The following is a 26,735-nucleotide window of genomic DNA, read 5'->3' on the forward strand; positions in this document are numbered from 1 at the left end:
ACCGATAAGTCCCAAAAAAGGAACGATAGGTCCCTTTTTGGGAATCTTCAACCTAATGCAGAAACCTTTGTGGCGAGGGGGCTTGCCCCCGTTCGGCTGCGAAGCAGTCGTAAAACCATTGTTCTCGGTGTACCTGATACACCTCGGTTGCAGGTTTTGGGGCTGCTTCGCAACCCAGCGGGAGCAAGCTCCCTCGCCACAGGAAGGTCCGACAGCCTGAGGTTTTGTATTTAAAAGTTTGTCGGCAGGAACGGTGTGAGGCTACACAGTCGTGCGTCGCTGCCTACAGCAATGCCGGAAGCCGCTGACTGGTGAGGTTTTGCGTTGATCTTTATCGTTTGTGTGTCGCTGCCAATTCAGCGACCGGGACTGGAAACCCCGATGAGTTACTGGCGCCAAAGCGCCCTTCATAACGTATGCTTGCGCACCTTTCAAAGTGTGCACTCCGTTATGGCGGCTGTGCGCGGGAGACCTTCGGGTCGACCGGGTTGCCGTACCCCGGGTTTCCAGCCTGCGTACAGCTGTCACCCCTTCGTCTTGGAAACCGAATGGGCCAGCTCCAACCCTATACGGTGATTCACTATGTTCAAAGCTACTCCCAATCCCCCGGAAACCGGCGTCGATTCCCAAGCATCACTCGATGCAGAAAAAATGAAGGAAGCCGCCGACCGCGCCTTCTCCCATTACTTCCCGTCACCCCACGACATACCGGCCAAACGCCGTAAGCCCCGGCTCTTCAACGTCTCCCCCGATATCGACACCGAAGCCCTTCTGGCCAATGCATCCGAAGACCTGCTGTCCATCAGCGCCATTGCTGCTGACCTCGCGGACGATGTGGAAGGCTCACGCCGCTCTGTAGCCTTGGCGCTCAGCCGTTTGGCCGATGGCGTGCAGTTGTTGGTGGAGCGGGTGCTGGATCATCATGAGTCGTTGCAGATGAAGGCTCGGGCCGGGGTTTAGCAGGCAGGTCTTTAGTAAGTCATGATCGTTCCCACGCTCTGCGTGGGAATGCAGCCCGGGACGCTCTGCGTCCCAAAAAGCCGAACGCGGAGCGTCCGTAGAGGCATTCCCACGCGGAGCGTGGGAACGATCATCCCGTCAGACCAGACCCGCACTTACAAGCAGTTCCTCCAGCGCGAGCAAGTCAGGCACCTTGGCCACTTGCTCCCCCACCTGCACCGCCGCCTTTTCCAGGGAACACAACGGCACATCCACATAGCTCAACTGGCTGTCGAGTTTGTAAGAGCGCGGAATTCCCTGTACCAGCAGCGCAATGAACTTCAGCTCAGGCCGCCCGCCAAGGGCATTGAGGATGACGATCCGCGCCCGTTCCCCGATCACCACTTTGTTGCCACACGCCGACTCGAAACTGAGCAGTGGAATCTGCCGTTCGCGCCAGGTCACCCGCCCCAGATACCACGGTGGGGTGTCGAGGTCGAAGGCGCCGGGTTGGTAATCGATGAGTTCAGCGACGGCAACGTTGGGCAGGATCAGGTTGCGGTCGGCCAGGGGCAGCAGCAACCCCGTGAGGTTGCTGGATCGGTGTTCATGCATGGGTTTTGCTCCACCAGGCGATGCTGTCGAGCAGCACCGATTCCTGGTATGGCTTGCCAAGGTAGTCGTTGACGCCGATGGCCATGGCGCGGTCGCGGTGTTTCTGGCCGGTGCGGGAGGTGATCATGATGATCGGCAGATGCCGCAAGCGCTCGTCGGCGCGAATCTGGGTGGCCACTTCAAAGCCATCCATGCGCGGCATTTCGATGTCCAGCAGCATCAGATCGGGCATGTGTTCTTCCAGCAGTAGCATGGCGTCGACACCGTCCTTGGCGGTCAGTACGTTCATGCCGTGGCGCTCCAGCAGACGGCTGGTGACCTTGCGCACGGTGACCGAATCATCGACCACCAGCACCAGCAACGGCCGTTGCGCCTCGGGCTCGACGTCCTGTGTCACCGGCCGTTGCGGCACCTGCGCTTGCATCGCGCGGATCGGCGCCAGCAAGTCGAGAATCAGCACCACCCGGCCATCACCCAGGATCGTCGCGCCGGACAAACCCTGCACCGCGGCGAACTGCGGGCCGAGGCTTTTGACCACGATTTCCCGGGTGCCGGCCATGGCGTCCACCTGCACCGCGACGTGACGTTCGTTGCACTGCACCAGCAACACCGGCAACGGCAGGCTCTGGCCCAGCAGTTTCGGGCGCGTGCTGGTTTTCAGCAGATCGCCGAGGTAGCACAGCTCATAGCGTTGTCCGGCGTATTCGTAGCTCGGTGGATCGAGCCGGTAGTGCCCTTCGAGTTCGTTGGGCAGCACGCGAACGATGCCGTCGATGGTGTTCAGCGGGATCGCGTATTGATCCTCCCCGCATTGCACCATCAGCGCGCGGTTGACCGACACGGTGAACGGCAGGCGAATCCGGAAATGCACGCCCTGCCCCGAAGTCGAGTCGATGCTCATGGTCCCGCCGAGCTGCCGGACTTCTTCGTGAACCACGTCCATGCCGACACCACGCCCGGAGATCTGGGTGATTTTCTCGGCGGTGGAAAACCCCGGTTGCAGGATGAATTGCAGCACGTCGCGATCGCTGATGTCGCTGTCCGGGGCGAGCAGCCCGCGCTTGATCGCCTTGCGCCGCACGGCGTCCAGCGGCACGCCGGCGCCGTCGTCGCAGATGTCGAAAATGATGTCGCCACCCTCTCGCGACAGGTCGAGGGTGATCTTGCCCTGGGCCGGTTTACCGGCCGCGATCCGCACCTCGGCCGATTCCAGCCCATGGTCGACGGCGTTGCGCAGCATGTGTTCCAGCGGCGCGGCCATACGTTCGAGGACGTTGCGGTCCATCTCGCCTTCGGCGTTGCCAACGACGAAGTCCACGTCCTTGCCCAGCTCGCTGGCAACCTGACGCACGATACGCTTCAACCGTGGCAGCATCCGCTCGAACGGCACCATGCGCGTGCGCATCAGGCCTTCCTGCAATTCGGTGTTGATGCGGCCCTGCTGTTGCAGCAGGTTTTCCGCATCCTGATTGCGCCGGTCGAGGGTTTCCTTGAGGTCAAGCAGGTCGGAGGCGGACTCGAACAATGCCCGCGACAGCTGTTGCAGCTGCGAGTGACGGTCCATCTCCAACGGGTCGAACTCTTCATAACCCAGGCGCTCGGCCTCGACTTGCTGACGGCTGAGAATCCGCCCCTGGGTTTCGGTATCGAGGCGGCGCAACTGGTCGCGCATGCGCTCGATGGTCGTTTCCATCTCGCTCAGGGCCACCCGTGCATCGTTAACCTGTTGTTCGATACGGCCACGGAAGATCGAAGTCTCCCCGGCCAGGTTGACCAGGTCGTCGAGCAACTCCGCCGAGACCTTGACCGTATCGACGGCTTCGGGTTGCAGCGTGGCTGGCTCGGCTTTGGGCGCCGCGGGCATCGCCACCGGTGTCGGTGTTTCGGGCACCGCCGGATGGCTGAAATTCTTGATCGCCTCGATCAGCCGATCGGCCGGTGGCAGTGGCTCACCGGCGCGGGTGGCGTCGAGCATCTGCGCCAGTCGGTCATGGCTGCTCTGCAGCAACGTGAACAGCGCCGCGGTCGGTTGCAGCACACCGGCGGACAAGCCTTCGTAGAGGAATTCCAGCTCATGGGCCAGGTCGCCGATCGGCGCGATTTCCACCATTCGTGCGCCACCCTTGAGGGTATGCAGGTCGCGCAGCAGGGTTTCCACTTCTTGACGATTCGATGGTTCGGCCTGCCAGCGCAACAGCGCCGCGCCGGAGTTTTCGATGATGTCGAAACCTTCTTCGAGGAAGATTTCCAGAAGCTCGGGATCATGCCCCGGCGAGTCGTTGCTGGCCGCCGGTTCGATCACCTCGGCACTGCCGGCATTACCCAGACGAAACTCACGAATGGCCTCGATCAATTCGCCCGGATCGCCCAACGGACGGTTGTGCTGCAACTGTTCGAGGAACACGGCCAGTCGGTCATGGCTCTGTTGCAGCAACTGCGCCAGCGCTTCGCTGTGGCTGTAACGGCGGTCCACCAGGCCTTCGTAAAGACTTTCCAGCTCATGGGCCAGATCGCCGACCGGCTCGACCTCGGCCATCCGCGCACCACCCTTGAGGGTGTGCAAATCGCGCTGCAAAGACAGTAGCGGCGCGGCGTTTTCCGGGTCGTTCAACCAGCGTTGCAAGGCCTGGCCGGCGCTTTCAAGGATATCCACCGCTTCCTCAAGAAAGATCGAAACGATTTCGTCGTCCAGATCTACCTCAGTCGCGGCCTGCTCCAGCTCGGCCGTGGCGCTGCCCAGTTCTCGAATGCTCAGGGTGCGGCTGCCATCACTGCGAATCAAGCCCATGGAGGATGGGTCGAGACTCTCATCCAGCAAGTCGCGCAAGGCCCGCACCCGCTGCGGTTGCGCGGTGACTTCCTGGCCGGCGGCCAGTTCATCGAGCATGTTGATCAGCGCTTCGTGGGCACTTTGTGCTTCGTGGAAAAATCTGTCGCTGACCGCCAAACTGCTTTCTTCCACCGCGCCATAAAGATCGAGCAACGCTTCGCAGAGCTCATCCACTGGATGCAGATCGGCCAGGTGCGCGCCTTCGCCGAGGGTAGTCAGTTCATCCAGCAGCGCGCTGAGTTCCTGCCGCTCGCCGGGATGCTGCTGCCAGCGCTGCAACAGGCTTTCGGCGTCCAGCAGGATGTCCATGCCCTGGGCGAGGAAGTTGTTGATCAGTTGCGGGTCGCGCTTGATCCGCAGCCCCGTGTTGGGCGCGCTCGACAGGCTTTGCAGATGTTCGGCCAGCAATGTCCGGGTGCGTTCAATCAACGAACGGGCGCCGGGGATTTCGGCCAGCGGGTCGCTCTTGAGCTGTCGCAGCCCCAGGCGGAATAAGCCTTCGGCTTCCAGCAGCAACTCGACTTCGTCCAGGTCGAGGGCAATCCGGTGCGCCTTGTACTCCCGGGCCAGTTGATCCAGCGACGCCGCCAGCTCGGCAATCGGCAGCACGCCGGCCATCGAGGCGCTGCCCTTGAGGGTGTGCAAGGCTCGCTGCAACTCGTCGCTGGCCTGCAGCGGTACGTGCTCGGCGGCCTGATCGAGGAAGCGATTGAGGCTGTTCAAATGGGTTTCGGCTTCGTTGCGGAAGATCTCCAGCAACAGCGGATCGAGCGCCGCGACATCCTGCGCGTCCTCATCGGACAGCGGCTCATCACTCTTGGCGAGGGCATGGGCGCGGGCAGCCAATTGATCGACATCGTTGCGCTGGCGCTGGGCGTTGGCAGCGAACTCGGCCACCAGTTCCGGCAGCAACTTCAGCGCATCGCCTACCAGTTGCTGCACTGCAGGCAAAGGTGCAACGCTGTGTTCAAGCACGCGGTTGAGCAGGTTTTCCACCGCCCAGGCCAGCTCGCCCAGCACCAACGCGCGGACCATCCGGCCACTGCCCTTGAGGGTGTGGAAGGCGCGACGTAATTCACTCAAAGCCGATGTGCTGTCGGGATTGGCCGACCAGCGCGGCAGGTATTCCTGGAGGATTTCCAGAACCTCGTCGGTTTCTTCGAGGAAGACTTCCCGCAGTTCATCGTCCACCGGTTGTTCATCGGCGGGCGGCGGCAACAGACTACCGGGCATCGTCAGTGCCGGCGGGTTGACGGACGACACCGGGCTGGCCAGTACATCGGCCAACGACTGGACGGTTTCGGGGTCGTCCAGTTCCTGCATGTCCTGCATCACCAGGGCTTCATTGGGGCTGAGCACATCCTCAAGCATCGGCACATGCTGTTCGCTGGGGAAGCAGCCGAGTGCGGCCAGACCTTTTTCCGCGACATCGAGCAGTTGTTCCCCCGGCGCTTCAGGGTCGTCGCTGAGGCGCTCCAGGTAATACTCGATGCTGGTGATGACGTCGGCCAGGCTGTCCAGTTGCTGCCAGCCGGGCTGCCCCGGGTCCACCAATAGATGCTCGCGGATGAAACCGTTACAGGCCTCGACCAGGCTCGCCGCGCGGGCCAACGGAATCATCGCCAGCGCACCGCGCACTTGGGTCAGCAATGCCGGCAACGGCTGCAAATGCTGACGGTCCCAGTCGGCGTCGATGTAGTCGACGATCATGTCCTTGGCCTGCTGCAGGCAGATACGCGCTTCCTTGATCACGATCTGGTGGATCTGCGTCAGGTCGGTGGTCGGCAGACGGCTGTCTTCCTGGCTTTCCGGCTCCACGGTGCCGACCATGCCGGCCAGGGTTGCTTCGACGTAGAGCAAGGCCCCGGCGACGTCCATGAGGGTCGCGTCGTTAGGTTCGCGCTGGCCCTGGGCGAGGCTCAGCACCACCGCCAGTTGATCGATGATGACCTTGCGCGGCTGGCCGAAACCGAGCACCGCCAGGGTGTCGGCGATTTGCCGCAGGGGCGCCAGCAGGCTTTCGAGGTCCGAGGTGTGCTGGCGGTCGCTGCGCACGAACAGGTCCAGGCGCTCCTTGACCCGCACCAGCTCTTCGCACAAAGCCGCCAATACCGAACGCATGGCATCGCGATCAGGGCCGGCCAGCCTCGCCCGTTCTTCATCGACCATCGCACTGTCGGGTAGCGCGTCGTCCAGTGAGTAGCGATCTTTCATGGTCAGCATCTGCCCGGTGGGGTGTTCGGCCTTGGCAATATAGAACAACAAACTCTTGAGCAGCTCTGGCGGTGCCGGTTGATTGATCGCGGACATGCCTTGTTCGAGCAGACGCTTGAGCTCTTTGTCGGCCTCCTTGAACAGGCTGCGCAACGCGGGGCTGTTGGCGATCGAGCCATTGCGCATGCCTTCGACCAGCGCCGAAGCGACGTGCCATAACGGGCTCAGCGGCGCATTGCCGCACAGCCCTTCAAGGCGTGCAAAAACCCTGGCCAGGCAAGCCAAGTGGGTTTCGTCATCCTGCTCGCGCAGCAAGCCCACCAGCGCCATCTGCAGCATTTGCCGCAACTTGCGCAGCACATTCGGCAAGTCGGACGGCTCCAGCAGCGCCAGGGCTTCTTCGCTCAGGGGCGGCAGTTCCGGGAGTTGCGGGCTGAACAGGCTGGTTTCCGACAACAGGCTTTCGCCACGGGCACTGCGCAGGTCGTTGATCAGCGGCAACACCACCAGCGGCAAGTCACGCCGGGCGCCTTGCACCCGGTCGAGGTAAGTCGGCAATTGCCCCAGGGCATGCAGCAGCAAACGAATGGCCTCGTCGCGATGGCTGATGCGGTTCTGCTGCAAGGCGCTGGTCAGCTGCTCGATCTCTTCGGCAAGCAGCGCAGCGCCGTAGAACTCGACCATCTGCAAACTGCCGTGCACCTGATGGACACAGGCCAGGCACTCACTCAGCGCGTGCGTCGCCTGCGGGTCGTCGATCAGGGTTTCGATCGCCTGATGAGCCTGCTTCAGCGTTTCGGCAATCTCGCCTTTGACCCATTCGAGGGCCACATAGTCGTGCCGATCACCCATAACTACTCCAATCAAATGCATACGCCCTGAGGCGGTTCAAGCGTTGTCCGCAGCTTGCGCAGGCTTGGCCGGCAAGGTGAAACCGGACACCGAACGCCGCAGCTGGCTGGCCATTTTCGCCAGGTTGCCAATGCTCTCGGCAGTGGCGGTGGAGCCGGACGAGGTCTGCGTGGTGATCTGCTGGATCACGTTCATCGTCAGGGAAATCTGGCCGGCCGAAGACGTCTGTTGCTGCGCGGCGTTGGAAATACTCTGGATCAATGCCGCGAGGGTCTTCGATACGCCTTCGATTTCTTCCAGGGCCACTCCGGCATCCTGCGCCAGACGCGCGCCGCGCACCACTTCGGTGGTGGTCTGCTCCATGGAAATCACCGCTTCGTTGGTGTCGGTCTGAATTGCCCGCACCAGCGTTTCGATCTGCCGGGTCGCCGCGGACGAGCGCTCGGCCAGCCGCTGTACTTCGTCGGCCACCACCGCAAAACCGCGCCCGGCGTCACCGGCCATGGACGCCTGAATGGCCGCGTTGAGGGCGAGGATGTTGGTCTGATCGGCAATGTCATCGATCAGGCTGACAATGTCGCCGATTTCCTGAGAAGACTCACCGAGGCGCTTGATGCGCTTGGCGGTGTCCTGGATCTGTTCGCGAATATTGTCCATGCCGTGGATGGTGTTGTGCACCACCTCGTTGCCCTTGTTGGCAATTTCCACCGAGCGCTCGGCCACCGCTGAGGATTCGGCGGCATTGGCCGAGACCTGATCGATGGACTCGGCCATGTCGTTGATCGCCATGGAGGCCTCGGAAATCTGCTGCGCCTGATGCTCCGAGGCCTGAGCCAGGTGCATCGCGGTGGCCTGGGTTTCCTGCACGGCGGCGGCGACCTGGCCGGCGGTGAGGTTGATGGTCGCCACCAGATCGCGCAATTGGTCTACGGAATAGTTGATCGAGTCGGCAATGGTCCCGGTGAAGTCTTCGGTCACCGAGGCGGTCACGGTCAGGTCACCGTCGGCCAGGTCTTCAATTTCGTCCAGCAGGCGCATGATCGCGCTCTGATTGCGCTCGTTCTTCTCAGCGGTTTCACGCAACTGACGGTTGGTTTCGCGCACCATCACCAGGCCAATGAGGATGATCGACATCAACGCGAGCAAACCCAGCACGTAGCCACCGATGGTATCGGTGTTGCGCCCGCCGGCGAGGTTTTCGAAACGGCTGGCCAAGTGCGAAGCTTCATCGAGCAGGGTTTGCGACAGGGTAAAAATGTTGCTGGCCGATTCGCGGACCTTGAACAGCTCCGGCGAGGTTTCGAGGATTTCGTCCACCGAGCCCGACACGAATTCAAACAGCTCGGAAATCTCGGTCAACCGGGCACGGGCATCGCGGTCTTCGACCTGGCTGATTTTCAGGGCCGCATTGCCCTGAAGCATGCCGTTGAGTACCTGGCCGAAACGCGCCGCGTCGCGACCGAAGGCGTCGGCGGCCTGCTGCGAGTTTTCGTCGCCGGACAGCACGGTGTTCACTGCACCGAGAATGCGCTCGGCCAGCAGCGACTGACGCTGGGCCATCGCCACCTGAGCGGCCGGGGCGCCACGTTGCAGGAGGGTTTCGACGACCTTTTCATACTCGACCTGCAACTGCGGCACGGTTTCGGCCAGGGTCGCGGCGACTTGATGCAACGACAACACAGTCTGTTCGCTGGAGAGAATGGCGTCGGTATTTTTCAGCAGCCGCTCCCAATCCAGCTGCACCGCGCGCATTTCCGGGCGCACGGTGGACGGTGCCGGCGGCAGGCCGGTGGAGGGATCGCCTTTTTTCAGATAGCCCCAACGCAGGGCGAAGTCGTTGCGCGCATCGCTGAGCAACTTGAACGCCGCAGCCTTGCCGGCGGCGGCTTCGGTGGCATTTTTGGCAATGCGTTGCGACAGCACGCGCAGCTCACCGGCGTGGCCGATGTACTGTTTGTCGTAATTCGCCTGGGTGTTGAGGTACGCGAAGTTGGCGAACAGCAGCATGATGAAGATGATCAGCGCGATGAACAGCACGATAATCTGCGACCGGCTGCGCGACCCTTCCGGCGTACCTGCGTTTGCTTTAATCATCGGTCCTCGCCTGTCCTGCCCAATTCAACCTACGCCCCGGCTACAGCGCTACATTCATGAAACCTTGCGACTGCGCCAACGCAAACGGGCTGAACACCTGCCAATTCTGCTCACGCTGAAAGCGGCCTTTGACGAACGGCGCGATCGGCCCCTGCAGCTCGTCCATGGGCACCGGCTCCAGGCTGTCCTGGGCAAAGTGCTGCAAGCCGAAGACCTCATCGACCAGCAAGCCGGCGAACACGTCGTTGTGCTCCACCACCAGTATCCGCCGCTGCTTGCGCAGGGCCGACAGTTCATGGCCGGCCTCATAACCATAAAAGAAGCCGTACACATCCATGATCGGCAGCAGCCGCCCACGCAGGTTCGCTACGCCCTTGACCCAGGGCTTGACCCCCGGCATTTGGGTAACGCGCGGTTCGTGCAGGACTTCGCTGACTTCGCCCATGGGCGCGACGTACCCGTGCTCGCCCAAGCGAAAACCGATGCCGCTCCAGCTGTCCTGTCGAGTCGGCTGGGACGGCAGGTCCGCCGCCAGCAGACGACAACGTTGATCAATCTGCAGCAGCAGTTCGAAGGCCGTCAGCGACTCGGTCATGGCCGGACGATCAACCGGCCAGCACGTTGTTCAGCGTCTTGATCAGGGTGTCTTCATCGACCGGTTTGGTCAGGTAGTCCTTGGCGCCCTGGCGCGTGCCCCAGACCTTGTCGGTTTCCTGATCCTTGGTGGTGATGATGATCACCGGGATGTGTGCAGTTTCCGAGTCTTTGGTCAGCTGACGGGTCGCCTGGAAACCATTGAGGCCGGGCATGACGATGTCCATCAGCACCGCGTCGGGTTTTTCCTGACGGGCCAGGGCCACGCCGTCGGCGCCGTTTTCGGCTTTCAACACTTCATGACCGTGCTTTTCGAGCATGCCGGTCAGTTTGTACATTTCGGTCGGCGAATCATCGACGATCAGAATACGTGCCATGGTCTTCCCCATTCTTGTCGACGCAAGGCCCACTGGCCGAGCGTCACTGTGCGTGTCCTACTGCGGCGAAACGACAGCAAAGCCCGGTACGTGGGCCTGAATCGCGTTCAGCAGTTCTTCCTTGCTGAAAGGCTTGGTCAAAAACTGGTCGGAGCCGACGATCCGCCCCTTGGCCTTGTCGAACAACCCGTCCCTGGACGACAGCATAATCACTGGCGTGGACTTGAACGCACTGTTGTTCTTGATCAACGCGCAGGTCTGATAGCCATCCAGACGCGGCATCATGATGTCGACAAAGATGATGCCTGGGTGATTGTCGGCAATCTTGGCCAGGGCATCGAAACCATCGATTGCGGTGATGACTTCACAGCCCACGTTTTTCAACAGCGTTTCGGCGGTGCGACGAATCGTTTTCGAATCATCGATCACCATGACCTTCAAGGCGCTGGAATGCTGTTCCATAGGGGCTCTACCGTCGCCTTTGTGAATCAATTTGTCCGTTTGCGGCCCGAAACCCTTGATACTCAAGGGCCAAGACGGCATGGCAGCCTTTTTAGCACAGTCTCCCCGTCCAATCTATCGGGTGACCTGTGCGGTGGTTTTTCCTTGACCGGGAACCCACTCAGCGCCACTCTGACGCCACTTTTTCATCGCACTTTCCACCCCAATTTCGAGGAAAACCCCATGAGCATTCGCGTCGGGATTGTCATGGATCCTATCGCCAGCATCTCCTATAAAAAGGATAGCTCGCTGGCCATGCTGCTGGCCGCGCAAAAGCGTGGCTGGGAACTGTTCTATATGGAACAGCGCGATTTGTATCAGGCCGAGGGCGAGGCGCGCGCGCGGATGCGTCCGCTGAAAGTCTTCGCCGACCCGCACAAGTGGTTCGAGCTGGGCGCCGAATCCGACGCACTGCTGAGCGACCTGGACGTGATTCTGATGCGCAAGGATCCGCCGTTCGACATGGAGTTCGTCTACTCCACTTACCTGCTGGAGCAAGCCGAGAACGCCGGCGTGCTGGTGGTCAACAAGCCGCAAAGCCTGCGTGACTGCAACGAGAAGCTGTTCGCCACGCTGTTCCCGCAGTGCACGCCGCCGACCATCGTCAGCCGTCGCCCGGACGTGTTGCGCGAATTCGCCGACCATCACGGTGACGTGATCCTCAAGCCGCTGGACGGCATGGGTGGTTCGTCGATCTTCCGTCACACCGCAGGCCACCCGAACCTGTCGGTGATCCTCGAAACCCTGACCCTGCATGGCAAGCAGCAGATCATGATCCAGGGCTACCTGCCGGCGATCGTTGATGGCGACAAGCGCATCCTGATGATCGACGGCGAGCCTGTGGATTATTGCCTGGCGCGGATTCCGGCAGCAGGCGAAACCCGCGGCAACCTCGCCGCCGGCGGCCGTGGCGAAGCCCGACCGCTGACCGAGAAAGATCGCTGGATCGCCGCGCAAGTCGGCCCGACCCTGCGCGAGAAGGGCTTGCTGTTCGTCGGTCTCGACGTGATCGGTGAGCACCTGACCGAAATCAACGTCACCAGCCCGACCTGCATTCGCGAGATCGATAACGCGTTCGGCACCGACATTGGTGGCCAGTTGATGGATGCCATCGATCAGAAGCTCAAGGCTCGTTGATCGAGAACAGCCAAGAGACAACCAACATTGCGTTATCATCGCCGGCTTGTAAAAAACGCGATGTTGGTTTTCTTGTCATGACACTCCCGTCCGATCTGCCCGCTGAACTCGCCCATCGTGGCGTGCGCCCGGCCGATCGCCTCGGCTTTACCCTGTTTCTCGCGGCGCTGATTCACCTGGCCTTGCTGTTGGGCGTCGGGTTCACCATGGTCGAACCCAAGCAAATCAGCAAAACCCTGGAAATCACCCTCGCCACCTTCAAAAGCGAAACCAAGCCGAAAAAAGCCGATTTCCTCGCTCAAGAGAATCAGCAAGGCAGCGGCACCCTGGATAAAAAGGCCATTCCCAAGACCACCGAGGTCGCGCCCTTCCAGGACAACAAGGTGCAGACGGTCACTCCGCCGCCAACCGCTAAACCCCAAGTGCAGGAAGCCGCACCCAAGGCCGCCGTGACGACTGTCGCGCCGAAGCCGAAAAAAGCCGCGACCAAGCAGGAAGACGTCAAGACCGAGACCAAGCCCAAGGTCGAAGCGCCGACCTTCGACAGCTCACAGCTGTCCAGCGACATCGCCAGCCTGGAAGCAGAACTGGCCAATGAACAACAGCTGTACGCCAAGCGCCCGCGCATCCACCGCTTGAGCGCCGCGTCGACCATGCGCGACAAAGGTGCCTGGTACAAGGATGAATGGCGCAAGAAGGTCGAGCGCATCGGCAACCTCAACTACCCCGACGAGGCCCGACGCAAACAGATTTATGGCAATTTGCGCCTGATGGTCTCGATCAATCGCGACGGCTCGCTGTATGAAGTATTGGTGCTGGAATCGTCCGGCCAACCGCTGCTGGATCAGGCGGCGCAGCGCATCGTGCGGCTGGCCGCGCCGTTCGCACCGTTTACCGGGGATCTGTCGGACATCGACCGCCTGGAAATCATCCGCACCTGGAGGTTTGCGCGCGGGGACCGGTTGTCCAGTAATTAGCCGGAAGATTTGCAGTGATTGAGCCAATGCCTTCGCGGGCAAGCCCGGATCAAAAAGACACCTGCACAGGCATTTCCTGTGCATCCTCAGCTTGTCAGTTCGCCCCTCCAACGCCACACTAGCGCTCATGAAGAACGTCAGCCCCAGCTACCTCAAGCATCACTTCCTGATCGCCATGCCTCACATGGCCGACCCGAACTTTGCGCACACCTTGACCTACATCGTCGAGCACACGGCCAATGGCGCCATGGGGTTGGTGGTCAATCGTCCGCAGGACCTGAACCTGGCCGATATCCTCGAGCAATTGCGCCCCGATATCGAACCGCCAGTGCTCTGCCAGCACGTGCCGATCTTTATCGGCGGCCCGGTGCAAACCGATCGCGGCTTTGTCCTGCACCCGTCGGGGAAAACCTATCAGGCTACCGTTGATCTGGATGGCGAATTGTCACTGTCGACCTCCCAGGACGTGCTGTTCGCCATCGCCGACGGCGTTGGCCCCGCGAAAAGCGTGATTACCCTCGGCTACGCCGGTTGGGAAGCCGGGCAACTGGAAGCCGAACTGGCCGACAACGCCTGGCTGACATGCCCCTTCGACGCCGACATCCTGTTCAACACCAGCAGCGAGTTACGTCTCGAAGCGGCGGCCAAGCACCTGGGTATCAACCTCAGCCTGCTCACCAGCCAGGCGGGGCACGCCTGATGGCCCTGCGGCTGATTCTGGGTTTCGACTACGGCACCAAGCAGATCGGCGTTGCGGTCGGCCAGGTGATTACCGGCCAGGCCCGCGAGCTGTGCACCTTGAAGGCACAAAACGGCATTCCCGACTGGAATCAGGTCGAAGCCCTGATCAAAGAGTGGAAACCCGACGCCGTGGTGGTCGGCCTGCCCCTGAACATGGACGGCACGCCCAGCGACATGTGCCTGCGGGCGGAAAAATTCGCCCGGCGCCTGAACGGCCGCTACAACCTGCCCTTCTATACTCACGACGAACGCCTCACCACCTTCGAGGCCAAAGGCGAACGCCTGGTCCGTGGCGGCCAGAAGGGCAGTTACCGCGACAACCCGGTCGATGCCATCGCCGCTGCCCTGCTGCTGCAAGGCTGGCTCGACGAAAACACCGCACTGTTCGAATCCTCAAGCAACTGATTCTGAAGAGTCGCTACGGCGACTCCCTTAGCTACAACCCGAGCCCTACCCACGCGCCATACCCACAAAGCGGGCTCGGGACCAAGAAGGAGCAAACCATGAGCCTGCCTAATCCCGCCGAACTGATCAGCCAGATGGCGATCCGTCTCAAGGCTTATCTGGAAAACCGTGGCATCAGCGAACCGCGTTACATCGGGATTCGGACCGGTGGCATCTGGGTCGCGCAGGCGTTGCTCAAGGAGTTGGGCAGCGACGCGCCGCTGGGCACCCTCGATGTGTCCTTCTACCGCGACGACTTCAGCCAGAGCGGCCTGCACCCGCAAGTACGCCCTTCGGCGCTGCCATTCGAGATCGAAGGCCAGCACCTGGTGCTGATCGACGACGTGTTGATGAGCGGTCGGACCATCCGCGCCGCGATGAACGAACTGTTCGACTACGGCCGCCCGGCCAGCGTGACGCTGGTGTGCCTGCTGGACCTGGACGCCGGTGAGCTGCCGATCCGCCCGAACGTGGTTGGCGCGACCCTGTCGCTGGCGGCCCACGAACGGGTGAAGCTGTCCGGTCCGGAACTCAAGCTCGAACTGCAAGACCTCGCCCTTTAATTCGCCCTATTGAGAGTCCCCCTCGCGATGACGCCTCTAGAAACCAAGCGCCCGCTGCAGCTCAATGATCAGGGCCAGCTGCGCCACTTCCTCTCGCTCGACGGTTTGCGCCGCGAGTTGCTGACGGAAATCCTCGACACCGCCGACTCGTTCCTCGAAGTCGGCGCCCGGGCGGTGAAGAAAGTCCCGTTGTTGCGCGGCAAGACCGTGTGCAACGTGTTTTTCGAGAACTCCACCCGCACCCGCACCACCTTTGAACTGGCGGCCCAGCGGCTGTCGGCCGACGTGATCACCCTGAACGTGTCCACATCGTCGGCAAGCAAGGGCGAAACCCTGCTCGACACCCTGCGCAACCTCGAAGCCATGGCCGCCGACATGTTCGTCGTGCGTCACGGTGATTCTGGCGCGGCGCACTTCATTGCCGAACATGTCTGCCCGCAAGTGGCGATCATCAACGGTGGCGACGGCCGTCACGCGCACCCGACCCAGGGCATGCTCGACATGCTCACCATTCGTCGGCACAAGGGTGGCTTCGAAAACCTCTCGGTGGCCATCGTCGGCGACATCCTGCACTCGCGGGTAGCACGCTCGAACATGCTGGCCCTGAAAACCCTCGGCTGCCCGGACATCCGTGTGATCGCGCCGAAAACCCTGCTGCCGATCGGCATCGAGCAATACGGCGTGAAGGTCTACACCGACATGACCGAAGGCCTGAAAGACGTCGACGTGGTGATCATGCTGCGCTTGCAGCGTGAGCGCATGACCGGCGGCCTGCTGCCGAGCGAGGGCGAGTTCTACCGCCTGTTCGGCCTGACCACCGCGCGCCTGGCCGGTGCCAAACCCGATGCCATCGTGATGCACCCGGGGCCGATCAACCGTGGGGTGGAAATTGAGTCGGCGGTGGCCGACGGTCCGCACTCGGTGATCCTCAACCAGGTGACCTACGGGATCGCGATTCGTATGGCCGTGCTGTCCATGGCCATGAGCGGGCAAACAGCCCAGCGCCAATTCGAGCAGGAGAACGCCCAGTGAAGCTCAGCATTCTCGGCGCACGCGTTATCGATCCGGCCAGCGGCCTGGATCAAGTGACTGACATCCATGTTGAAGCCTGCAAGATCGTCGCCCTTGGCGCCGCTCCGGCCGGTTTTGTTGCCGTCGACACCATCGACGCCAAGGGCCTGGTGGCCGCCCCGGGCCTGGTTGACCTGAACGTTGCCCTGCGCGAGCCGGGCTACAGTCGCAAAGGCTCGATCGCCAGCGAAACCCGCGCCGCCGCCGCCGGTGGCGTGACCAGCCTGTGCTGCCCGCCGAAAACCAGACCGGTGCTGGACACCTCGGCCGTGGCTGAATTGATCCTCGACCGCGCCCGCGAGGCCGGCAACACCAAAGTGTTCCCGATCGGAGCCCTGAGTAAAGGCCTGGACGGCGAACAGCTTGCAGAACTCGTTGCGCTACGCGATGCCGGCTGCGTGGCCTTCGGCAACGGTCTGGAGAGCTTCCGCAACACCCGCACCCTGTGCCGGGCGCTGGAATACGCGGCGACGTTCGACCTGACGGTGATTTTCAACTCGCAGGATCACGACCTGGCCGAAGGTGGCCTGGCCCATGAAGGCCCGACCGCAAGCTTCCTCGGTCTGCCGGGCATTCCGGAAACCGCCGAAACCGTGGCCCTGGCCCGGGATCTGCTGCTGGTCGAGCAAAGCGGCGTACGTGCGCACTTCAGCCAGCTCACCAGCGCGCGCGGCGTAGCGCTGATCGCTCAGGCCCAGGCCCGCGGCCTGAAGGTCACGGCGGATGTGGCGTTGTATCAACTGATCCTCACCGACGAAGCGCTGATCGACTTCAGCAGCCTCTATCACGTCCAGCCGCCGCTGCGCACCCGCGCCGACCGCGACGGCCTGCGGGCAGCGGTGAAGTCCGGCGTGGTATCCGCCATCTCCAGCCATCACCAGCCCCATGAGCGCGACGCCAAGCTGGCACCGTTCGGCGCGACCGAACCGGGCATCAGCAGCGTTGAACTGCTGCTGCCGCTGGCGATGACCTTGGTGGAAGACGGTTTGCTCGACCTGCCGACGCTGTTGGCACGCCTGAGTGCCGGCCCTGCCGAGGCGTTGCGCCTGCCGGCAGGGAAATTGGCAGTAGGTGGCGCGGCAGACATCGTGCTGTTTGACCCGACGGCCTCGACCGTGGCCGGTGAAACCTGGCTATCCAAGGGCGAAAACTGCCCGTTCATTGGCCACAGCCTGCCGGGCGTGGTGCGTTACACCCTGGTGGATGGGCGGATCAGCCACCAGGCGTAGAACCCTGTGGTGAGGGAGCTTGCTCCCTCACCACAACTTACTGGAAGGCGCCTCTGTTCTGCGCGTTACGAATCGAAATCTGATCGTTCAGCGTCCAGAAGTCATACAACACCCCCAGAAAGAACAACCCGCCCGTGACCAGGTACAGCAACCCGCTGATCCACTTCCCCTGATACATCCGGTGTACGCCGAACACCCCAAGGAACGTCAGCAGAATCCACGCGACGTTGTATTCGATGGGGCCGGCGGTAAAGCGCAGGTCTGCTTCACGATCCATGGCCGGAATCAGGAACACGTCGATCAACCAGCCAATACCCAGCAAGCCCAAGGTCAAAAACCAGATCGTCCCGGTCACCGGCTTGCCGTAATAGAAGCGGTGAGCCCCGGTAAAACCGAAAATCCACAGCAGGTAACCGATCACTTTGCTGTGCGTGTCTTGTTGTGAAACGGGTTGTCGATAGGTGTTCATGGATGACCTCGATTCACGCGATAGAGAAATATTCTTGAATTCTTTGTGACTTTTTTACAGGCAGCCGACATACGGCAAATGCTACCTTCACTTCCGTCAAAGCCCTGTACCGCCTGACTTGTGTCAGACAATTGCGTCCTTTTTCCGCTTATTTGGTTCCGTTGACCCCAAGGTTGAATCGACCAACGGCCTCGGAAGGGCCAAAAAAGCTGTTATAAAGTTGCGCGCCAACCCATATGAGCCCTGCCTAATGCGTCCATTTTTCAAGACATGGCTAACCATTTGCCTATTATTGCCCCTGGCCGCCCACGCCACCAATCGTGAGCAACGTCTTCCGAACGTTAATGGTTACACCCCAAAATCCCATGTTTCTGCTCCTTCGAGCAAAAACCAACAAACAGTTAAACGTTCCACCCAACTGAGTAGCGCCAACGGCAAGCTGGTTCCGCCGATGGCGACCAAGGAAAGCAGCAACGTATTGAGCCGCGCGGTAAACGTGCTCGGCACACCTTATCGCTGGGGTGGCAGCAGCCCAAGTAAAGGGTTCGATTGCAGCGGCCTGGTGAAATACGCGTTCAACGACGCCACCTTCGACCTGCCACGCACCTCCAATGCCATGGCCAGCGGTCACGGTGAGAAAGTCGATCGCAACGAACTGAAGCCAGGCGACCTGATCTTCTTCAACATCAAGAGCCGCCGGGTCAATCATGTGGCCATCTACCTGGGCAACGACCGCTTCATCCACGCACCACGCCGTGGCAAGTCGGTGAGCATCGACACCCTGAAGAAACCGTATTGGGAAAACCACTATGTGGTTGCCAAGCGGGTTCTGCCGAAAGAACCGAATCAACTGCGCGTTGTACAGCGCTGATCCGACACTGATCGTTCCCACGCTCAGCGTGGGAACGCAGCCCGGGACGCTCCGCGTCCCCCTGCCAAAGCGGACGCGGAGCGTCCATTGAGGCATTCCCACGCAGAGCGTGGGAACGATCAACTTCCTGTCAGAAGTTATCCGGCGACCGCGCCTTCTCCCGCGCATGCTCGCGACTGATCACGCCCTTGGTCACGAGATCCTTCAGACACATATCCAGCGTCTGCATCCCCAGCGACCCACCGGTCTGAATCGACGAGTACATCTGCGCCACCTTGTCTTCACGGATCAGGTTACGGATCGCCGAGGTGCCGAGCATGATTTCGTGGGCGGCAACCCGCCCGCCGCCGATTTTCTTGATCAATGCCTGGGATACTACCGCCAGCAGCGACTCGGAGAGCATCGAGCGCACCATCGATTTCTCGTCGCCCGGAAACACGTCCACCACCCGGTCGATGGTTTTTGCCGCCGAGGTGGTGTGTAGCGTGCCGAATACCAGATGACCGGTCTCGGCGGCGGTCAATGCCAGCCGAATAGTCTCCAGATCCCGCATTTCCCCCACCAGGATCACATCCGGGTCTTCACGCAGGGCCGAGCGCAGGGCCGTGGCGAAGCTGCGTGTATCGCGATGGACTTCTCGCTGATTGATCAGGCATTTGCGCGATTCGTGGACAAACTCGATGGGGTCTTCGATGGTGAGGATGTGGTGATGGCGATGGTTGTTCAGGTAATCGATCATCGCCGCCAGCGTCGTGGACTTGCCGGAACCGGTGGGGCCGGTCACCAGCACCAGGCCCCGGGGCGCTTCGGTAATCTTGCGAAACACGTCCCCCATGCCCAGATCGTCCATGCTCAGGACCTTCGACGGAATGGTCCGGAACACCGCGCCCGCACCACGATTCTGGTTGAAGGCATTGACCCGGAAACGCGCCACGCCGGGCACTTCGAAGGAAAAGTCGGTTTCAAGATGCTTCTCGAAGTCCACCCGTTGGAGGTCGTTCATGATGTCGTAGATCAGATCGTGCACCTCCTTGTGGTCCAGGGCCGGCAAGTTGATGCGTCGCACATCGCCATCGACACGGATCATCGGTGGCAGGCCGGCAGACAGGTGCAGGTCGGACGCGCCTTGTTTGGCGCTGAAAGCCAGCAGCTCAGTGATATCCATAGCGCTCCTCAATTCCAGTAGAATGCCGCGAACCTCAGACCCGCTGGCGCCTCTTGAATGTCCACGATAGCAGACAACATTGCTCAGGTTAGTTCACGCATCCACGCTGCCGCCCTCGCCGCAAAGCGTGACGAACACAACATCCAGCTGCTGGCCGTGAGCAAAACCAAGCCCGCCGAGGCCCTGCGTGAAGCCTATGCCGCCGGGATCCGCGACTTTGGCGAAAACTACCTGCAGGAAGCCTTGGGCAAACAGCTCGAATTGGCCGACCTGCCCTTGATCTGGCACTTCATCGGCCCCATTCAATCGAACAAGACTCGTGCTATCGCCGAGCACTTCGACTGGGTGCACTCCGTGGATCGTTTGAAAATCGCACAACGCCTGTCCGAACAGCGCCCTGCCGATTTGCCGCCCTTGAACATCTGCATCCAGGTCAACGTCAGTGGTGAAGCCAGCAAATCCGGCTGCACCCCGGCCGACCTGCCCGCCCTGGCCAATGCCATCAGCGCGCTGCCGCGTTTGAAACTGCGCGGGCTGATGGCGATTCCCGAGCCGACTGAAGATCGCGCCGCCCAGGACGCTGCTTTTGCTGCCGTGCAGAGCCTGCAAGCCAGCCTGAACCTGCCACTCGACACACTTTCCATGGGCATGAGCCACGACCTCGAGTCGGCCATCGCCCAGGGCGCCACTTGGGTCCGCATCGGTACGGCCCTGTTTGGCGCCCGCGATTACAGTCGACCATGAACATGGCTGACTCACCTCTCTATAAGGACCTGACATGAGCAAGACTCGTATTGCCTTTATCGGAGCCGGCAACATGGCCGCCAGCCTGATCGGCGGCCTGCGCGCCAAAGGTCTGGACGCCGCGCAGATCCGCGCCAGCGATCCGGGTGAAGAAACCCGTGCCCGCGTGCATGCCGAACACGGCATCGAAGTGTTTGCCGACAACGCCCAAGCCATCGAGGGCGTGGACGTGGTCGTGCTGGCGGTCAAGCCCCAGGCGATGAAAGCCGTTTGCGAAGCCATCCGCCCAAGCCTCAAGCCGAACCAGCTGGTGGTGTCGATTGCGGCCGGCATCACCTGCGCCAGCATGAACAACTGGCTGGGTGCCCAGCCCATCGTGCGCTGCATGCCCAACACCCCGGCGCTGGTGCGCCAGGGCGTGAGCGGTTTGTACGCCACGGCCCAAGTGAGCGCCGAGCAACGCCAGCAGGCCCAAGAACTGCTGTCGGCAGTTGGCATCGCTTTGTGGCTGGACGAAGAACAGCAACTGGACGCGGTCACCGCCGTTTCCGGCTCTGGCCCTGCGTATTTCTTCCTGCTGATCGAAGCCATGACCGCCGCTGGCGTGAAGCTCGGCCTGCCACCCGAAACCGCAGCACAACTGACCCTGCAAACCGCGCTGGGCGCCGCGCACATGGCAGTGGCCAGTGATGTCGACGCCGCTGAACTGCGTCGCCGCGTGACGTCGCCTGCGGGCACCACCGAAGCGGCGATCAAAGCCTTCCAGGCCGGCGGCTTCGAAGCCCTGGTGGAAAAAGCACTCGGCGCCGCCGCGCACCGCTCGGCCGAGATGGCCGAACAACTGGGCAAATAAGGAGCCTTACATGATTGGATTGAACACTGCAGCGATTTACGTGCTGCAAACCCTCGGCAGTTTGTACCTGCTGATCGTGCTGCTGCGTTTCGTGCTGCAACTGGTGCGCGCAAACTTCTACAACCCGCTGTGCCAGTTCGCCGTAAAAGCGACCCAGCCACTGCTCAAGCCACTGCGCCGGATCATCCCGAGCCTGTTCGGCCTGGACATGTCCTCGCTGGTGCTGGCGATCCTCGTGCAACTGGCGTTGATGGCCCTGACCCTGCTGCTGACCTTCGGCACCACCGGCAACCCGCTTCAATTGCTGATCTGGTCCATGATCGGCGTGACTGCGCTGTTCCTGAATATCTTCTTCTATGCCCTGATCATCAGCGTGATCCTGTCCTGGGTCGCACCGGGCAGCCATAACCCTGGTGCCGAACTGGTAAACCAGATCTGTGAGCCGGCCCTGGCGCCGTTTCGCAAGATTCTGCCAAACCTCGGCGGCCTGGATATCTCGCCGATCCTGGCATTCATGGTGATCAAACTGATCGACATGCTGGTGATCAACAACCTCGCGGCCTTGACCATGATGCCGCAAATCCTGCGTCTGCTGATCTGACCCGGTGAGCTACTTTCGCTGGGACGGTGATGACCTGATTCTGGAGTGTCACCTGCAACCGGCAGCCCGCAGCGACGATTTCTGCGGGCTGCACGGTGATCGCCTGAAGATCCGTCTGACGGCGCCGCCGGTCGAGGGCAAAGCCAATGCGTACCTGATGGCGTTTCTGGCCAAGGCGTTCGGGGTTTCCAAGAGCCAGGTCAGCCTGATCAGCGGCGAGTTGAACCGGCAGAAGCGGGTGCGGATCTGTTCGCCGAAGAAGCTGCCGGATTTGCCGGATCTGGTGCGCCCGGCCTGACCTCAATGTGGCGAGGGAAAATCAGGCCCGGCCTTTGCTTGCCGCTAGCCACAGCGGTCTTTAGACTTACGCCTCATTTCAATGAGAGCAGGGTCGATGCCAGCTGCCTTCCCCCCCGATTCTGTTGGTCTGGTGACGCCGCAAGTGGCGCACTTCAGTGAACCCCTGGCCCTGGCCTGCGGTCGTTCGCTGCCCGCTTATGACCTGATCTATGAAACCTATGGCACGCTGAACGCCACGGCGAGCAATGCCGTGCTGATCTGCCATGCCTTGTCCGGTCACCATCACGCCGCCGGTTTCCACAGCCCCGACGACCGCAAACCCGGTTGGTGGGACAGCTGCATCGGCCCCGGCAAACCGATCGACACCAACAAGTTCTTCGTGGTCAGCCTGAACAACCTTGGCGGTTGCAACGGTTCCACCGGCCCCAGCAGCATCAATCCGGAAACCGGCAAGCCGTTCGGTGCCGACTTCCCGGTACTGACCGTGGAAGACTGGGTACACAGCCAGGCGCGCCTGGCCGACCTACTCGGCATCGGCCAATGGGCGGCGGTGATCGGCGGCAGTCTGGGCGGCATGCAGGCCTTGCAGTGGACCATCACCTACCCGGATCGCGTGCGGCACTGCCTGGCGATCGCCTCGGCACCGAAACTGTCGGCGCAGAACATCGCGTTCAACGAAGTCGCACGCCAGGCGATCCTCACCGACCCGGAGTTCCACGGCGGTTCGTTCCAGGAATACGGGGTGATTCCCAAGCGCGGGCTGATGCTGGCGCGAATGGTCGGGCACATCACGTACCTGTCCGATGACTCCATGGGCGAGAAATTCGGTCGCGGCCTCAAGAGCGAAAAGCTCAACTACGACTTCCACAGTGTCGAGTTCCAGGTCGAAAGCTACCTGCGCTATCAAGGCGAGGAGTTTTCCGGACGTTTCGACGCCAACACCTACCTGCTGATGACCAAGGCGCTGGACTACTTCGACCCTGCGGCGAACTTCGACGACGACCTGGCGAAAACCTTCGAAGGCGCGAAGGCCAAGTTCTGCGTGATGTCCTTCACCACCGACTGGCGTTTCTCCCCTGCCCGCTCGCGGGAGCTGGTGGACGCACTGATGGCGGCCAGGAAAGACGTCTGCTACCTGGAGATCGACGCTCCGCAAGGCCACGATGCCTTCCTGATTCCGATCCCGCGTTACTTGCAGGCCTTCAGCAATTACATGAACCGCATATCGCTTTGAGGAAGACATGAGAGCCGATCTGGAAATCATCCAGGAATGGATCCCCGCCGGCAGCCGCGTGCTCGACCTCGGCTGCGGTGATGGCGAGCTGCTGACCTGGCTGCGTGACCACAAGCAGGTCACCGGCTATGGCCTGGAAAACGACCCGGACAACATTGCCGAGTGCGTGGCCAAAGGCATCAACGTCATCGAGCAGGACCTGGACAAGGGCCTGGGCAACTTTGCCAGCAACAGCTTCGACATCGTGGTCATGACCCAGGCCCTGCAAGCCGTGCATTACCCGGACAAGATCCTCGACGAAATGCTGCGGGTCGGTCGCCAGTGCATCATCACCTTCCCCAACTTCGGCCACTGGCGCTGCCGCTGGTACCTGGCGAGCAAGGGCCGGATGCCGGTTTCGGAGTTTCTGCCGTACACCTGGTACAACACGCCAAACATTCACTTCTGCACCTTCGAAGACTTTGAAGCGCTGTGTCGCGAACGTGAAGCCAAGGTCATTGATCGACTTGCCGTGGATCAACAGCATCGACACGGGTGGGCCAGTAAGCTATGGCCTAATCTGTTAGGTGAGATCGGTATCTATCGCGTCAGCAGCCCCGGTCTGCCGGACCACAAGGTCGCGGTCTGAATCACGACACTTCGAGGAGAACGATCATGGGTCGTCTAGCGCTGTTTGTACTTACTGCCTGCCTGAGCGTCACCGCCATGGCCGCCGACGTCATCAAAGGCGAGCGCCAGGAAACCTTTGGCGACGTGACGGTGCACTACAACACCTTCAACTCGACCTTCCTGACACCGGACATTGCCAAAGCGGCTGAGCTGACTCGCAGTAAAACCCTGGGCGTGATCAACATTTCGGTACTCAAGGACGGCAAACCGCAAACGGCGCAAGTCAGCGGGACGGTCAAAGACCTGACCAGCCAAAGCGTCCCGTTGAAATTCAAACAGATCACCGAAACCGGCGCGGTCTACTACATCGCCCAGTACCCGGTGCCACAGCAGGAAATCCGCACCTTTGAAATCAAGGTGCAGACCGGTGACAAAATCAACACCATCAATTTCAACCAAGAGCTCTTCCCCGGCGAATGATCAATTTCACGCAACTCGTATTGGCCAGCCATAACGCCGGCAAACTCAAAGAACTCCAGGCCATGCTCGGCGAATCGGTGCACTTGCGCTCGATCGGCGAGTTCAGCAGCGTCGAGCCTGAAGAAACCGGCCTGTCGTTCGTCGAAAACGCCATTCTCAAGGCCCGCAATGCCTCGCGCATTTCCGGCCTGCCGGCCTTGGCCGACGATTCGGGGCTGGCGGTGGATTTCCTCGGCGGTGCGCCGGGTATCTATTCGGCCCGTTATGCTGATGGCAAGGGCGATGCGGCGAACAACGCCAAACTGCTCGACGTCATGAAAGACGTGCCGCAAGCGGAGCGCGGCGCGCAATTCGTCTGCGTGTTGGCGCTGGTGCGTCATGCCGACGATCCGTTGCCGATCCTCTGCGAAGGCCTGTGGCATGGGCGCATCCTGACCCAGGCCAGCGGTGAGCACGGTTTTGGCTACGATCCGCTGTTCTGGGTGCCGGAGCGCGAGTGCTCCAGCGCCGAGCTTAAGCCCAGCGACAAGAACCAGATCAGTCACCGCGCCCGTGCAATGGATCTGCTGCGCCAGCGTCTGGGCTTGAAATGACCATTGAATCATCCGCGTCGCCGCTGATCTTCGGCGGCGCGCAATCGCCTCGGGCCGCTTTGCCTGTGCTGCCGCCCTTGGCGCTGTACATCCACATCCCGTGGTGTGTACGCAAATGCCCTTATTGCGACTTCAACTCCCACACCGCCAGCCCGGTGCTGCCGGAACAAGAGTATGTGGACGCCTTGCTCGCCGACCTCGATCAGGACCTGCATGCGGTCTATGGCCGCGAACTGAGCTCGATCTTCTTTGGTGGCGGTACGCCGAGCCTGTTCAGCGCCGAGGCGTTGGGCCGTTTGCTCAAGGGTGTCGAGCAACGTATTCCGTTTGCCAGCGACATAGAAATCACCCTGGAAGCCAACCCAGGAACGTTCGAGCAGGAGAAATTCCGCGCTTACCGGGCGCTGGGCATCAATCGCCTGTCGATCGGTATCCAGAGCTTTCAGGAAGAAAAACTCAAGGCGCTGGGGCGGATCCACAACGGCGATGAAGCCGTGCGTGCCGCCGACATGGCGCGCCAGGCTGGCTTCGACAACTTCAATCTGGACCTGATGCACGGTTTGCCCGATCAGACTCTGGACGATGCCCTGAGCGACCTGCGCCAGGCCATCGCCCTGAAGCCGACGCACCTGTCCTGGTATCAGCTGACCCTGGAGCCGAACACGGTGTTCTGGAACCAGCCGCCGACGCTGCCGGAAGATGACGCCCTGTGGGACATTCAAGAGGCCGGCCAGGCGCTGTTGGCCGAGCACGGTTACGCGCAGTACGAAGTCTCGGCCTATGCCCAGCCCGGCCGTCCGGCGCGGCATAACCTCAATTACTGGAGTTTCGGCGACTTCATCGGCATCGGCGCCGGTGCCCACGGCAAGCTCAGCCATCCGGACGGGCGCATCGTACGCACCTGGAAGACTCGCCTGCCGAAGGATTACCTCAATCCGGCCAAAAGCTTCAAGGCTGGCGAGAAAGCGCTGACCAACGAAGAACTGCCGTTCGAGTTCCTGATGAACGCCTTGCGCCTGACCGAGGGCGTCGAAGCGCGGTTGTATACGGAGCGCACCGGGATGCCCCTGGAAAGCCTTGCCGAAGGCCGCCGCGAGGCCGAACAAAGTGGCTTGTTGCAGGTCGAACCGTCACGTCTGGCAGCCACGATGCGCGGACAACTCTTTCTCAATGACTTGCTGCAGACTTTTCTGACATAAGGAAATCGAATGGATCTGGTACTCGACCTGCTCGCCACCGTGTCCCGCTGGAGCCGTAGCAACCTGTCGGAAATTTCTCTGGCGCTGGTGGGCTGTTTGCTGGTGCTTTTTGGCGCCGATATCAAAGGCTGGGTCGACCAACGCCTGGGCAGCATCGCCGGCGCCTTGCGCATCCCGCTGATGGCCCTGCTGTGCATGGTCGGCAGCGGCGTGGCGCTGATCTATGCCACGCCATGGATCATCAAAGGCTTGAGCCAGTTCAACAACTACAGCCTGGCGCCGGTGCTGTTGGTGGTGCTGGTGTTGATTGGCGTCGTAGCCGACCGCCGCTGAGTGCTGATGATCGTTCCCACGCTCTGCGTGGGAACGCAGCCAGGGACGCTCCGCGTCCCATTCAGAGCCGAACGCGGAGCGTCCGTTGAGGCATTCCCACGCGGAG

27 protein-coding genes are annotated in these 26,735 nt (G+C 61.4%); 19 read left to right on the top strand and 8 right to left on the bottom strand.

The window, feature by feature from the left end:
• Positions 1 to 582: 582 nt before the first annotated feature.
• Entirely contained in the window at positions 583 to 960 is a 378-nt protein-coding gene (locus PSH69_RS27910) for a DUF6124 family protein (RefSeq protein ID WP_305410390.1), read from the top strand.
• Between the two features lie 138 nt (positions 961 to 1,098).
• Here the strand turns inward: PSH69_RS27910 and PSH69_RS27915 are convergent, their stop codons facing one another.
• Genes PSH69_RS27915 through pilG form a run of 6 tightly spaced genes read right to left on the bottom strand, consistent with a single transcriptional unit; the run spans position 1,099 to position 10,977 of the window.
• Positions 1,099 to 1,554, bottom strand: a complete 456-nt coding sequence (locus PSH69_RS27915; RefSeq protein ID WP_019650236.1) for a chemotaxis protein CheW — start codon at positions 1,552 to 1,554, stop codon at positions 1,099 to 1,101.
• A complete protein-coding gene (locus PSH69_RS27920; RefSeq protein ID WP_305410391.1) occupies positions 1,547 to 7,450 on the bottom strand; it encodes an Hpt domain-containing protein in 5,904 nt (1,967 codons plus the stop codon). Before PSH69_RS27920 ends, PSH69_RS27915 begins: the two co-directional genes overlap by 8 nt.
• 36 nt (positions 7,451 to 7,486) lie before the next feature.
• A complete protein-coding gene (locus PSH69_RS27925; RefSeq protein ID WP_018928717.1) occupies positions 7,487 to 9,544 on the bottom strand; it encodes a methyl-accepting chemotaxis protein in 2,058 nt (685 codons plus the stop codon).
• Between the two features lie 40 nt (positions 9,545 to 9,584).
• Positions 9,585 to 10,139 (bottom strand): chemotaxis protein CheW, encoded by a 555-nt coding sequence (locus PSH69_RS27930; protein ID WP_018928716.1) that lies wholly within the window; start codon positions 10,137 to 10,139, stop codon positions 9,585 to 9,587.
• A 10-nt stretch (positions 10,140 to 10,149) separates the two neighbouring features.
• On the bottom strand, positions 10,150 to 10,515 hold the full coding sequence (pilH, locus tag PSH69_RS27935) for a twitching motility response regulator PilH (RefSeq protein WP_019580623.1): 366 nt from the start codon (positions 10,513 to 10,515) through the stop codon (positions 10,150 to 10,152).
• A gap of 57 nt (positions 10,516 to 10,572) precedes the next feature.
• Positions 10,573 to 10,977 (bottom strand): twitching motility response regulator PilG, encoded by a 405-nt coding sequence (gene pilG, locus PSH69_RS27940; RefSeq protein WP_007897954.1) that lies wholly within the window; start codon positions 10,975 to 10,977, stop codon positions 10,573 to 10,575.
• Positions 10,978 to 11,199: 222 nt separating this feature from the next.
• Here pilG and gshB point away from each other — a divergent pair, with 222 nt between their 5' ends.
• From gshB to PSH69_RS27975, 7 genes are all read left to right on the top strand, one after another.
• Positions 11,200 to 12,153, top strand: a complete 954-nt coding sequence (gene gshB / locus PSH69_RS27945) for a glutathione synthase (protein ID WP_305410392.1) — start codon at positions 11,200 to 11,202, stop codon at positions 12,151 to 12,153.
• Between the two features lie 77 nt (positions 12,154 to 12,230).
• A complete protein-coding gene (locus PSH69_RS27950) occupies positions 12,231 to 13,130 on the top strand; it encodes an energy transducer TonB (RefSeq protein WP_026331823.1) in 900 nt (299 codons plus the stop codon).
• 127 nt (positions 13,131 to 13,257) lie between these two features.
• On the top strand, positions 13,258 to 13,830 hold the full coding sequence (locus PSH69_RS27955; protein WP_305410393.1) for a YqgE/AlgH family protein: 573 nt from the start codon (positions 13,258 to 13,260) through the stop codon (positions 13,828 to 13,830).
• On the top strand, positions 13,830 to 14,276 hold the full coding sequence (gene ruvX, locus PSH69_RS27960) for a Holliday junction resolvase RuvX (RefSeq protein WP_019580620.1): 447 nt from the start codon (positions 13,830 to 13,832) through the stop codon (positions 14,274 to 14,276). Before PSH69_RS27955 ends, ruvX begins: the two co-directional genes overlap by 1 nt.
• 98 nt (positions 14,277 to 14,374) lie before the next feature.
• Positions 14,375 to 14,878, top strand: coding sequence for a bifunctional pyr operon transcriptional regulator/uracil phosphoribosyltransferase PyrR (gene pyrR / locus PSH69_RS27965; protein ID WP_086944407.1), 504 nt, complete (start codon positions 14,375 to 14,377; stop codon positions 14,876 to 14,878).
• Positions 14,879 to 14,905: 27 nt separating this feature from the next.
• Positions 14,906 to 15,910, top strand: coding sequence for an aspartate carbamoyltransferase catalytic subunit (locus PSH69_RS27970; RefSeq protein ID WP_007939362.1), 1,005 nt, complete (start codon positions 14,906 to 14,908; stop codon positions 15,908 to 15,910).
• A complete protein-coding gene (locus PSH69_RS27975; protein ID WP_305410394.1) occupies positions 15,907 to 17,178 on the top strand; it encodes a dihydroorotase in 1,272 nt (423 codons plus the stop codon). Before PSH69_RS27970 ends, PSH69_RS27975 begins: the two co-directional genes overlap by 4 nt.
• A gap of 37 nt (positions 17,179 to 17,215) precedes the next feature.
• Here the strand turns inward: PSH69_RS27975 and PSH69_RS27980 are convergent, their stop codons facing one another.
• Entirely contained in the window at positions 17,216 to 17,647 is a 432-nt protein-coding gene (locus tag PSH69_RS27980; protein ID WP_018928709.1) for a TM2 domain-containing protein, read from the bottom strand.
• Between the two features lie 250 nt (positions 17,648 to 17,897).
• Between PSH69_RS27980 and PSH69_RS27985 the strand changes: the two genes are divergently transcribed.
• The gene (locus tag PSH69_RS27985; protein WP_305410395.1) at positions 17,898 to 18,518 is read left to right on the top strand and encodes a C40 family peptidase; all 621 of its coding nucleotides are present in this window, start codon (positions 17,898 to 17,900) and stop codon (positions 18,516 to 18,518) included.
• Between the two features lie 130 nt (positions 18,519 to 18,648).
• Here the strand turns inward: PSH69_RS27985 and PSH69_RS27990 are convergent, their stop codons facing one another.
• Positions 18,649 to 19,683 (bottom strand): type IV pilus twitching motility protein PilT, encoded by a 1,035-nt coding sequence (locus PSH69_RS27990; RefSeq protein WP_305410396.1) that lies wholly within the window; start codon positions 19,681 to 19,683, stop codon positions 18,649 to 18,651.
• Positions 19,684 to 19,740: 57 nt separating this feature from the next.
• Between PSH69_RS27990 and PSH69_RS27995 the strand changes: the two genes are divergently transcribed.
• From PSH69_RS27995 to PSH69_RS28040, 10 genes are all read left to right on the top strand, one after another.
• Positions 19,741 to 20,427, top strand: coding sequence for a YggS family pyridoxal phosphate-dependent enzyme (locus tag PSH69_RS27995; RefSeq protein WP_105340812.1), 687 nt, complete (start codon positions 19,741 to 19,743; stop codon positions 20,425 to 20,427).
• A gap of 34 nt (positions 20,428 to 20,461) precedes the next feature.
• Positions 20,462 to 21,280, top strand: a complete 819-nt coding sequence (gene proC, locus PSH69_RS28000; protein WP_305410397.1) for a pyrroline-5-carboxylate reductase — start codon at positions 20,462 to 20,464, stop codon at positions 21,278 to 21,280.
• 10 nt (positions 21,281 to 21,290) lie between these two features.
• A complete protein-coding gene (locus PSH69_RS28005) occupies positions 21,291 to 21,881 on the top strand; it encodes a YggT family protein (protein ID WP_305410398.1) in 591 nt (196 codons plus the stop codon).
• A gap of 4 nt (positions 21,882 to 21,885) precedes the next feature.
• Positions 21,886 to 22,179 (top strand): DUF167 domain-containing protein, encoded by a 294-nt coding sequence (locus PSH69_RS28010; protein ID WP_018928703.1) that lies wholly within the window; start codon positions 21,886 to 21,888, stop codon positions 22,177 to 22,179.
• A 96-nt stretch (positions 22,180 to 22,275) separates the two neighbouring features.
• A complete protein-coding gene (locus PSH69_RS28015; protein WP_019580611.1) occupies positions 22,276 to 23,415 on the top strand; it encodes a homoserine O-acetyltransferase in 1,140 nt (379 codons plus the stop codon).
• Between the two features lie 7 nt (positions 23,416 to 23,422).
• Positions 23,423 to 24,043 carry a methionine biosynthesis protein MetW gene (metW, locus tag PSH69_RS28020; protein ID WP_007939351.1) on the top strand — a complete coding sequence of 207 codons (621 nt, stop codon included), beginning with the start codon at positions 23,423 to 23,425 and terminating at the stop codon, positions 24,041 to 24,043.
• A gap of 26 nt (positions 24,044 to 24,069) precedes the next feature.
• Positions 24,070 to 24,504, top strand: coding sequence for a DUF4426 domain-containing protein (locus PSH69_RS28025; RefSeq protein ID WP_305410399.1), 435 nt, complete (start codon positions 24,070 to 24,072; stop codon positions 24,502 to 24,504).
• Positions 24,501 to 25,097 (top strand): RdgB/HAM1 family non-canonical purine NTP pyrophosphatase, encoded by a 597-nt coding sequence (gene rdgB / locus PSH69_RS28030; protein ID WP_007939349.1) that lies wholly within the window; start codon positions 24,501 to 24,503, stop codon positions 25,095 to 25,097. Before PSH69_RS28025 ends, rdgB begins: the two co-directional genes overlap by 4 nt.
• Entirely contained in the window at positions 25,094 to 26,296 is a 1,203-nt protein-coding gene (hemW, locus tag PSH69_RS28035) for a radical SAM family heme chaperone HemW (protein ID WP_305410400.1), read from the top strand. Before rdgB ends, hemW begins: the two co-directional genes overlap by 4 nt.
• 9 nt (positions 26,297 to 26,305) lie before the next feature.
• Positions 26,306 to 26,629 (top strand): DUF3392 domain-containing protein, encoded by a 324-nt coding sequence (locus tag PSH69_RS28040; RefSeq protein WP_305410401.1) that lies wholly within the window; start codon positions 26,306 to 26,308, stop codon positions 26,627 to 26,629.
• Positions 26,630 to 26,735 lie beyond the last annotated feature (106 nt).

It is taken from the genome of Pseudomonas sp. FP1740 (genome assembly GCF_030687165.1).
In the GTDB taxonomy this organism is placed as follows: domain Bacteria; phylum Pseudomonadota; class Gammaproteobacteria; order Pseudomonadales; family Pseudomonadaceae; genus Aquipseudomonas.

Bases quoted from the DNA above. Each gene is read 5' to 3' on its own strand.
- PSH69_RS27910 (WP_305410390.1), top strand. From the start codon at position 583: ATGTTCAAAGCTACTCCCAATCCCCCGGAAACCGGCGTCGATTCCCAA.
- PSH69_RS27915 (WP_019650236.1), bottom strand. From the start codon at position 1,554: ATGCATGAACACCGATCCAGCAACCTCACGGGGTTGCTGCTGCCCCTG.
- PSH69_RS27920 (WP_305410391.1), bottom strand. From the start codon at position 7,450: ATGGGTGATCGGCACGACTATGTGGCCCTCGAATGGGTCAAAGGCGAG.
- PSH69_RS27925 (WP_018928717.1), bottom strand. From the start codon at position 9,544: ATGATTAAAGCAAACGCAGGTACGCCGGAAGGGTCGCGCAGCCGGTCG.
- PSH69_RS27930 (WP_018928716.1), bottom strand. From the start codon at position 10,139: ATGACCGAGTCGCTGACGGCCTTCGAACTGCTGCTGCAGATTGATCAA.
- pilH (WP_019580623.1), bottom strand. From the start codon at position 10,515: ATGGCACGTATTCTGATCGTCGATGATTCGCCGACCGAAATGTACAAA.
- pilG (WP_007897954.1), bottom strand. From the start codon at position 10,977: ATGGAACAGCATTCCAGCGCCTTGAAGGTCATGGTGATCGATGATTCG.
- gshB (WP_305410392.1), top strand. From the start codon at position 11,200: ATGAGCATTCGCGTCGGGATTGTCATGGATCCTATCGCCAGCATCTCC.
- PSH69_RS27950 (WP_026331823.1), top strand. From the start codon at position 12,231: ATGACACTCCCGTCCGATCTGCCCGCTGAACTCGCCCATCGTGGCGTG.
- PSH69_RS27955 (WP_305410393.1), top strand. From the start codon at position 13,258: ATGAAGAACGTCAGCCCCAGCTACCTCAAGCATCACTTCCTGATCGCC.
- ruvX (WP_019580620.1), top strand. From the start codon at position 13,830: ATGGCCCTGCGGCTGATTCTGGGTTTCGACTACGGCACCAAGCAGATC.
- pyrR (WP_086944407.1), top strand. From the start codon at position 14,375: ATGAGCCTGCCTAATCCCGCCGAACTGATCAGCCAGATGGCGATCCGT.
- PSH69_RS27970 (WP_007939362.1), top strand. From the start codon at position 14,906: ATGACGCCTCTAGAAACCAAGCGCCCGCTGCAGCTCAATGATCAGGGC.
- PSH69_RS27980 (WP_018928709.1), bottom strand. From the start codon at position 17,647: ATGAACACCTATCGACAACCCGTTTCACAACAAGACACGCACAGCAAA.
- PSH69_RS27985 (WP_305410395.1), top strand. From the start codon at position 17,898: ATGCGTCCATTTTTCAAGACATGGCTAACCATTTGCCTATTATTGCCC.
- PSH69_RS27990 (WP_305410396.1), bottom strand. From the start codon at position 19,683: ATGGATATCACTGAGCTGCTGGCTTTCAGCGCCAAACAAGGCGCGTCC.
- PSH69_RS27995 (WP_105340812.1), top strand. From the start codon at position 19,741: ATGTCCACGATAGCAGACAACATTGCTCAGGTTAGTTCACGCATCCAC.
- proC (WP_305410397.1), top strand. From the start codon at position 20,462: ATGAGCAAGACTCGTATTGCCTTTATCGGAGCCGGCAACATGGCCGCC.
- PSH69_RS28005 (WP_305410398.1), top strand. From the start codon at position 21,291: ATGATTGGATTGAACACTGCAGCGATTTACGTGCTGCAAACCCTCGGC.
- PSH69_RS28015 (WP_019580611.1), top strand. From the start codon at position 22,276: ATGCCAGCTGCCTTCCCCCCCGATTCTGTTGGTCTGGTGACGCCGCAA.
- metW (WP_007939351.1), top strand. From the start codon at position 23,423: ATGAGAGCCGATCTGGAAATCATCCAGGAATGGATCCCCGCCGGCAGC.
- PSH69_RS28025 (WP_305410399.1), top strand. From the start codon at position 24,070: ATGGGTCGTCTAGCGCTGTTTGTACTTACTGCCTGCCTGAGCGTCACC.
- rdgB (WP_007939349.1), top strand. From the start codon at position 24,501: ATGATCAATTTCACGCAACTCGTATTGGCCAGCCATAACGCCGGCAAA.
- hemW (WP_305410400.1), top strand. From the start codon at position 25,094: ATGACCATTGAATCATCCGCGTCGCCGCTGATCTTCGGCGGCGCGCAA.
- PSH69_RS28040 (WP_305410401.1), top strand. From the start codon at position 26,306: ATGGATCTGGTACTCGACCTGCTCGCCACCGTGTCCCGCTGGAGCCGT.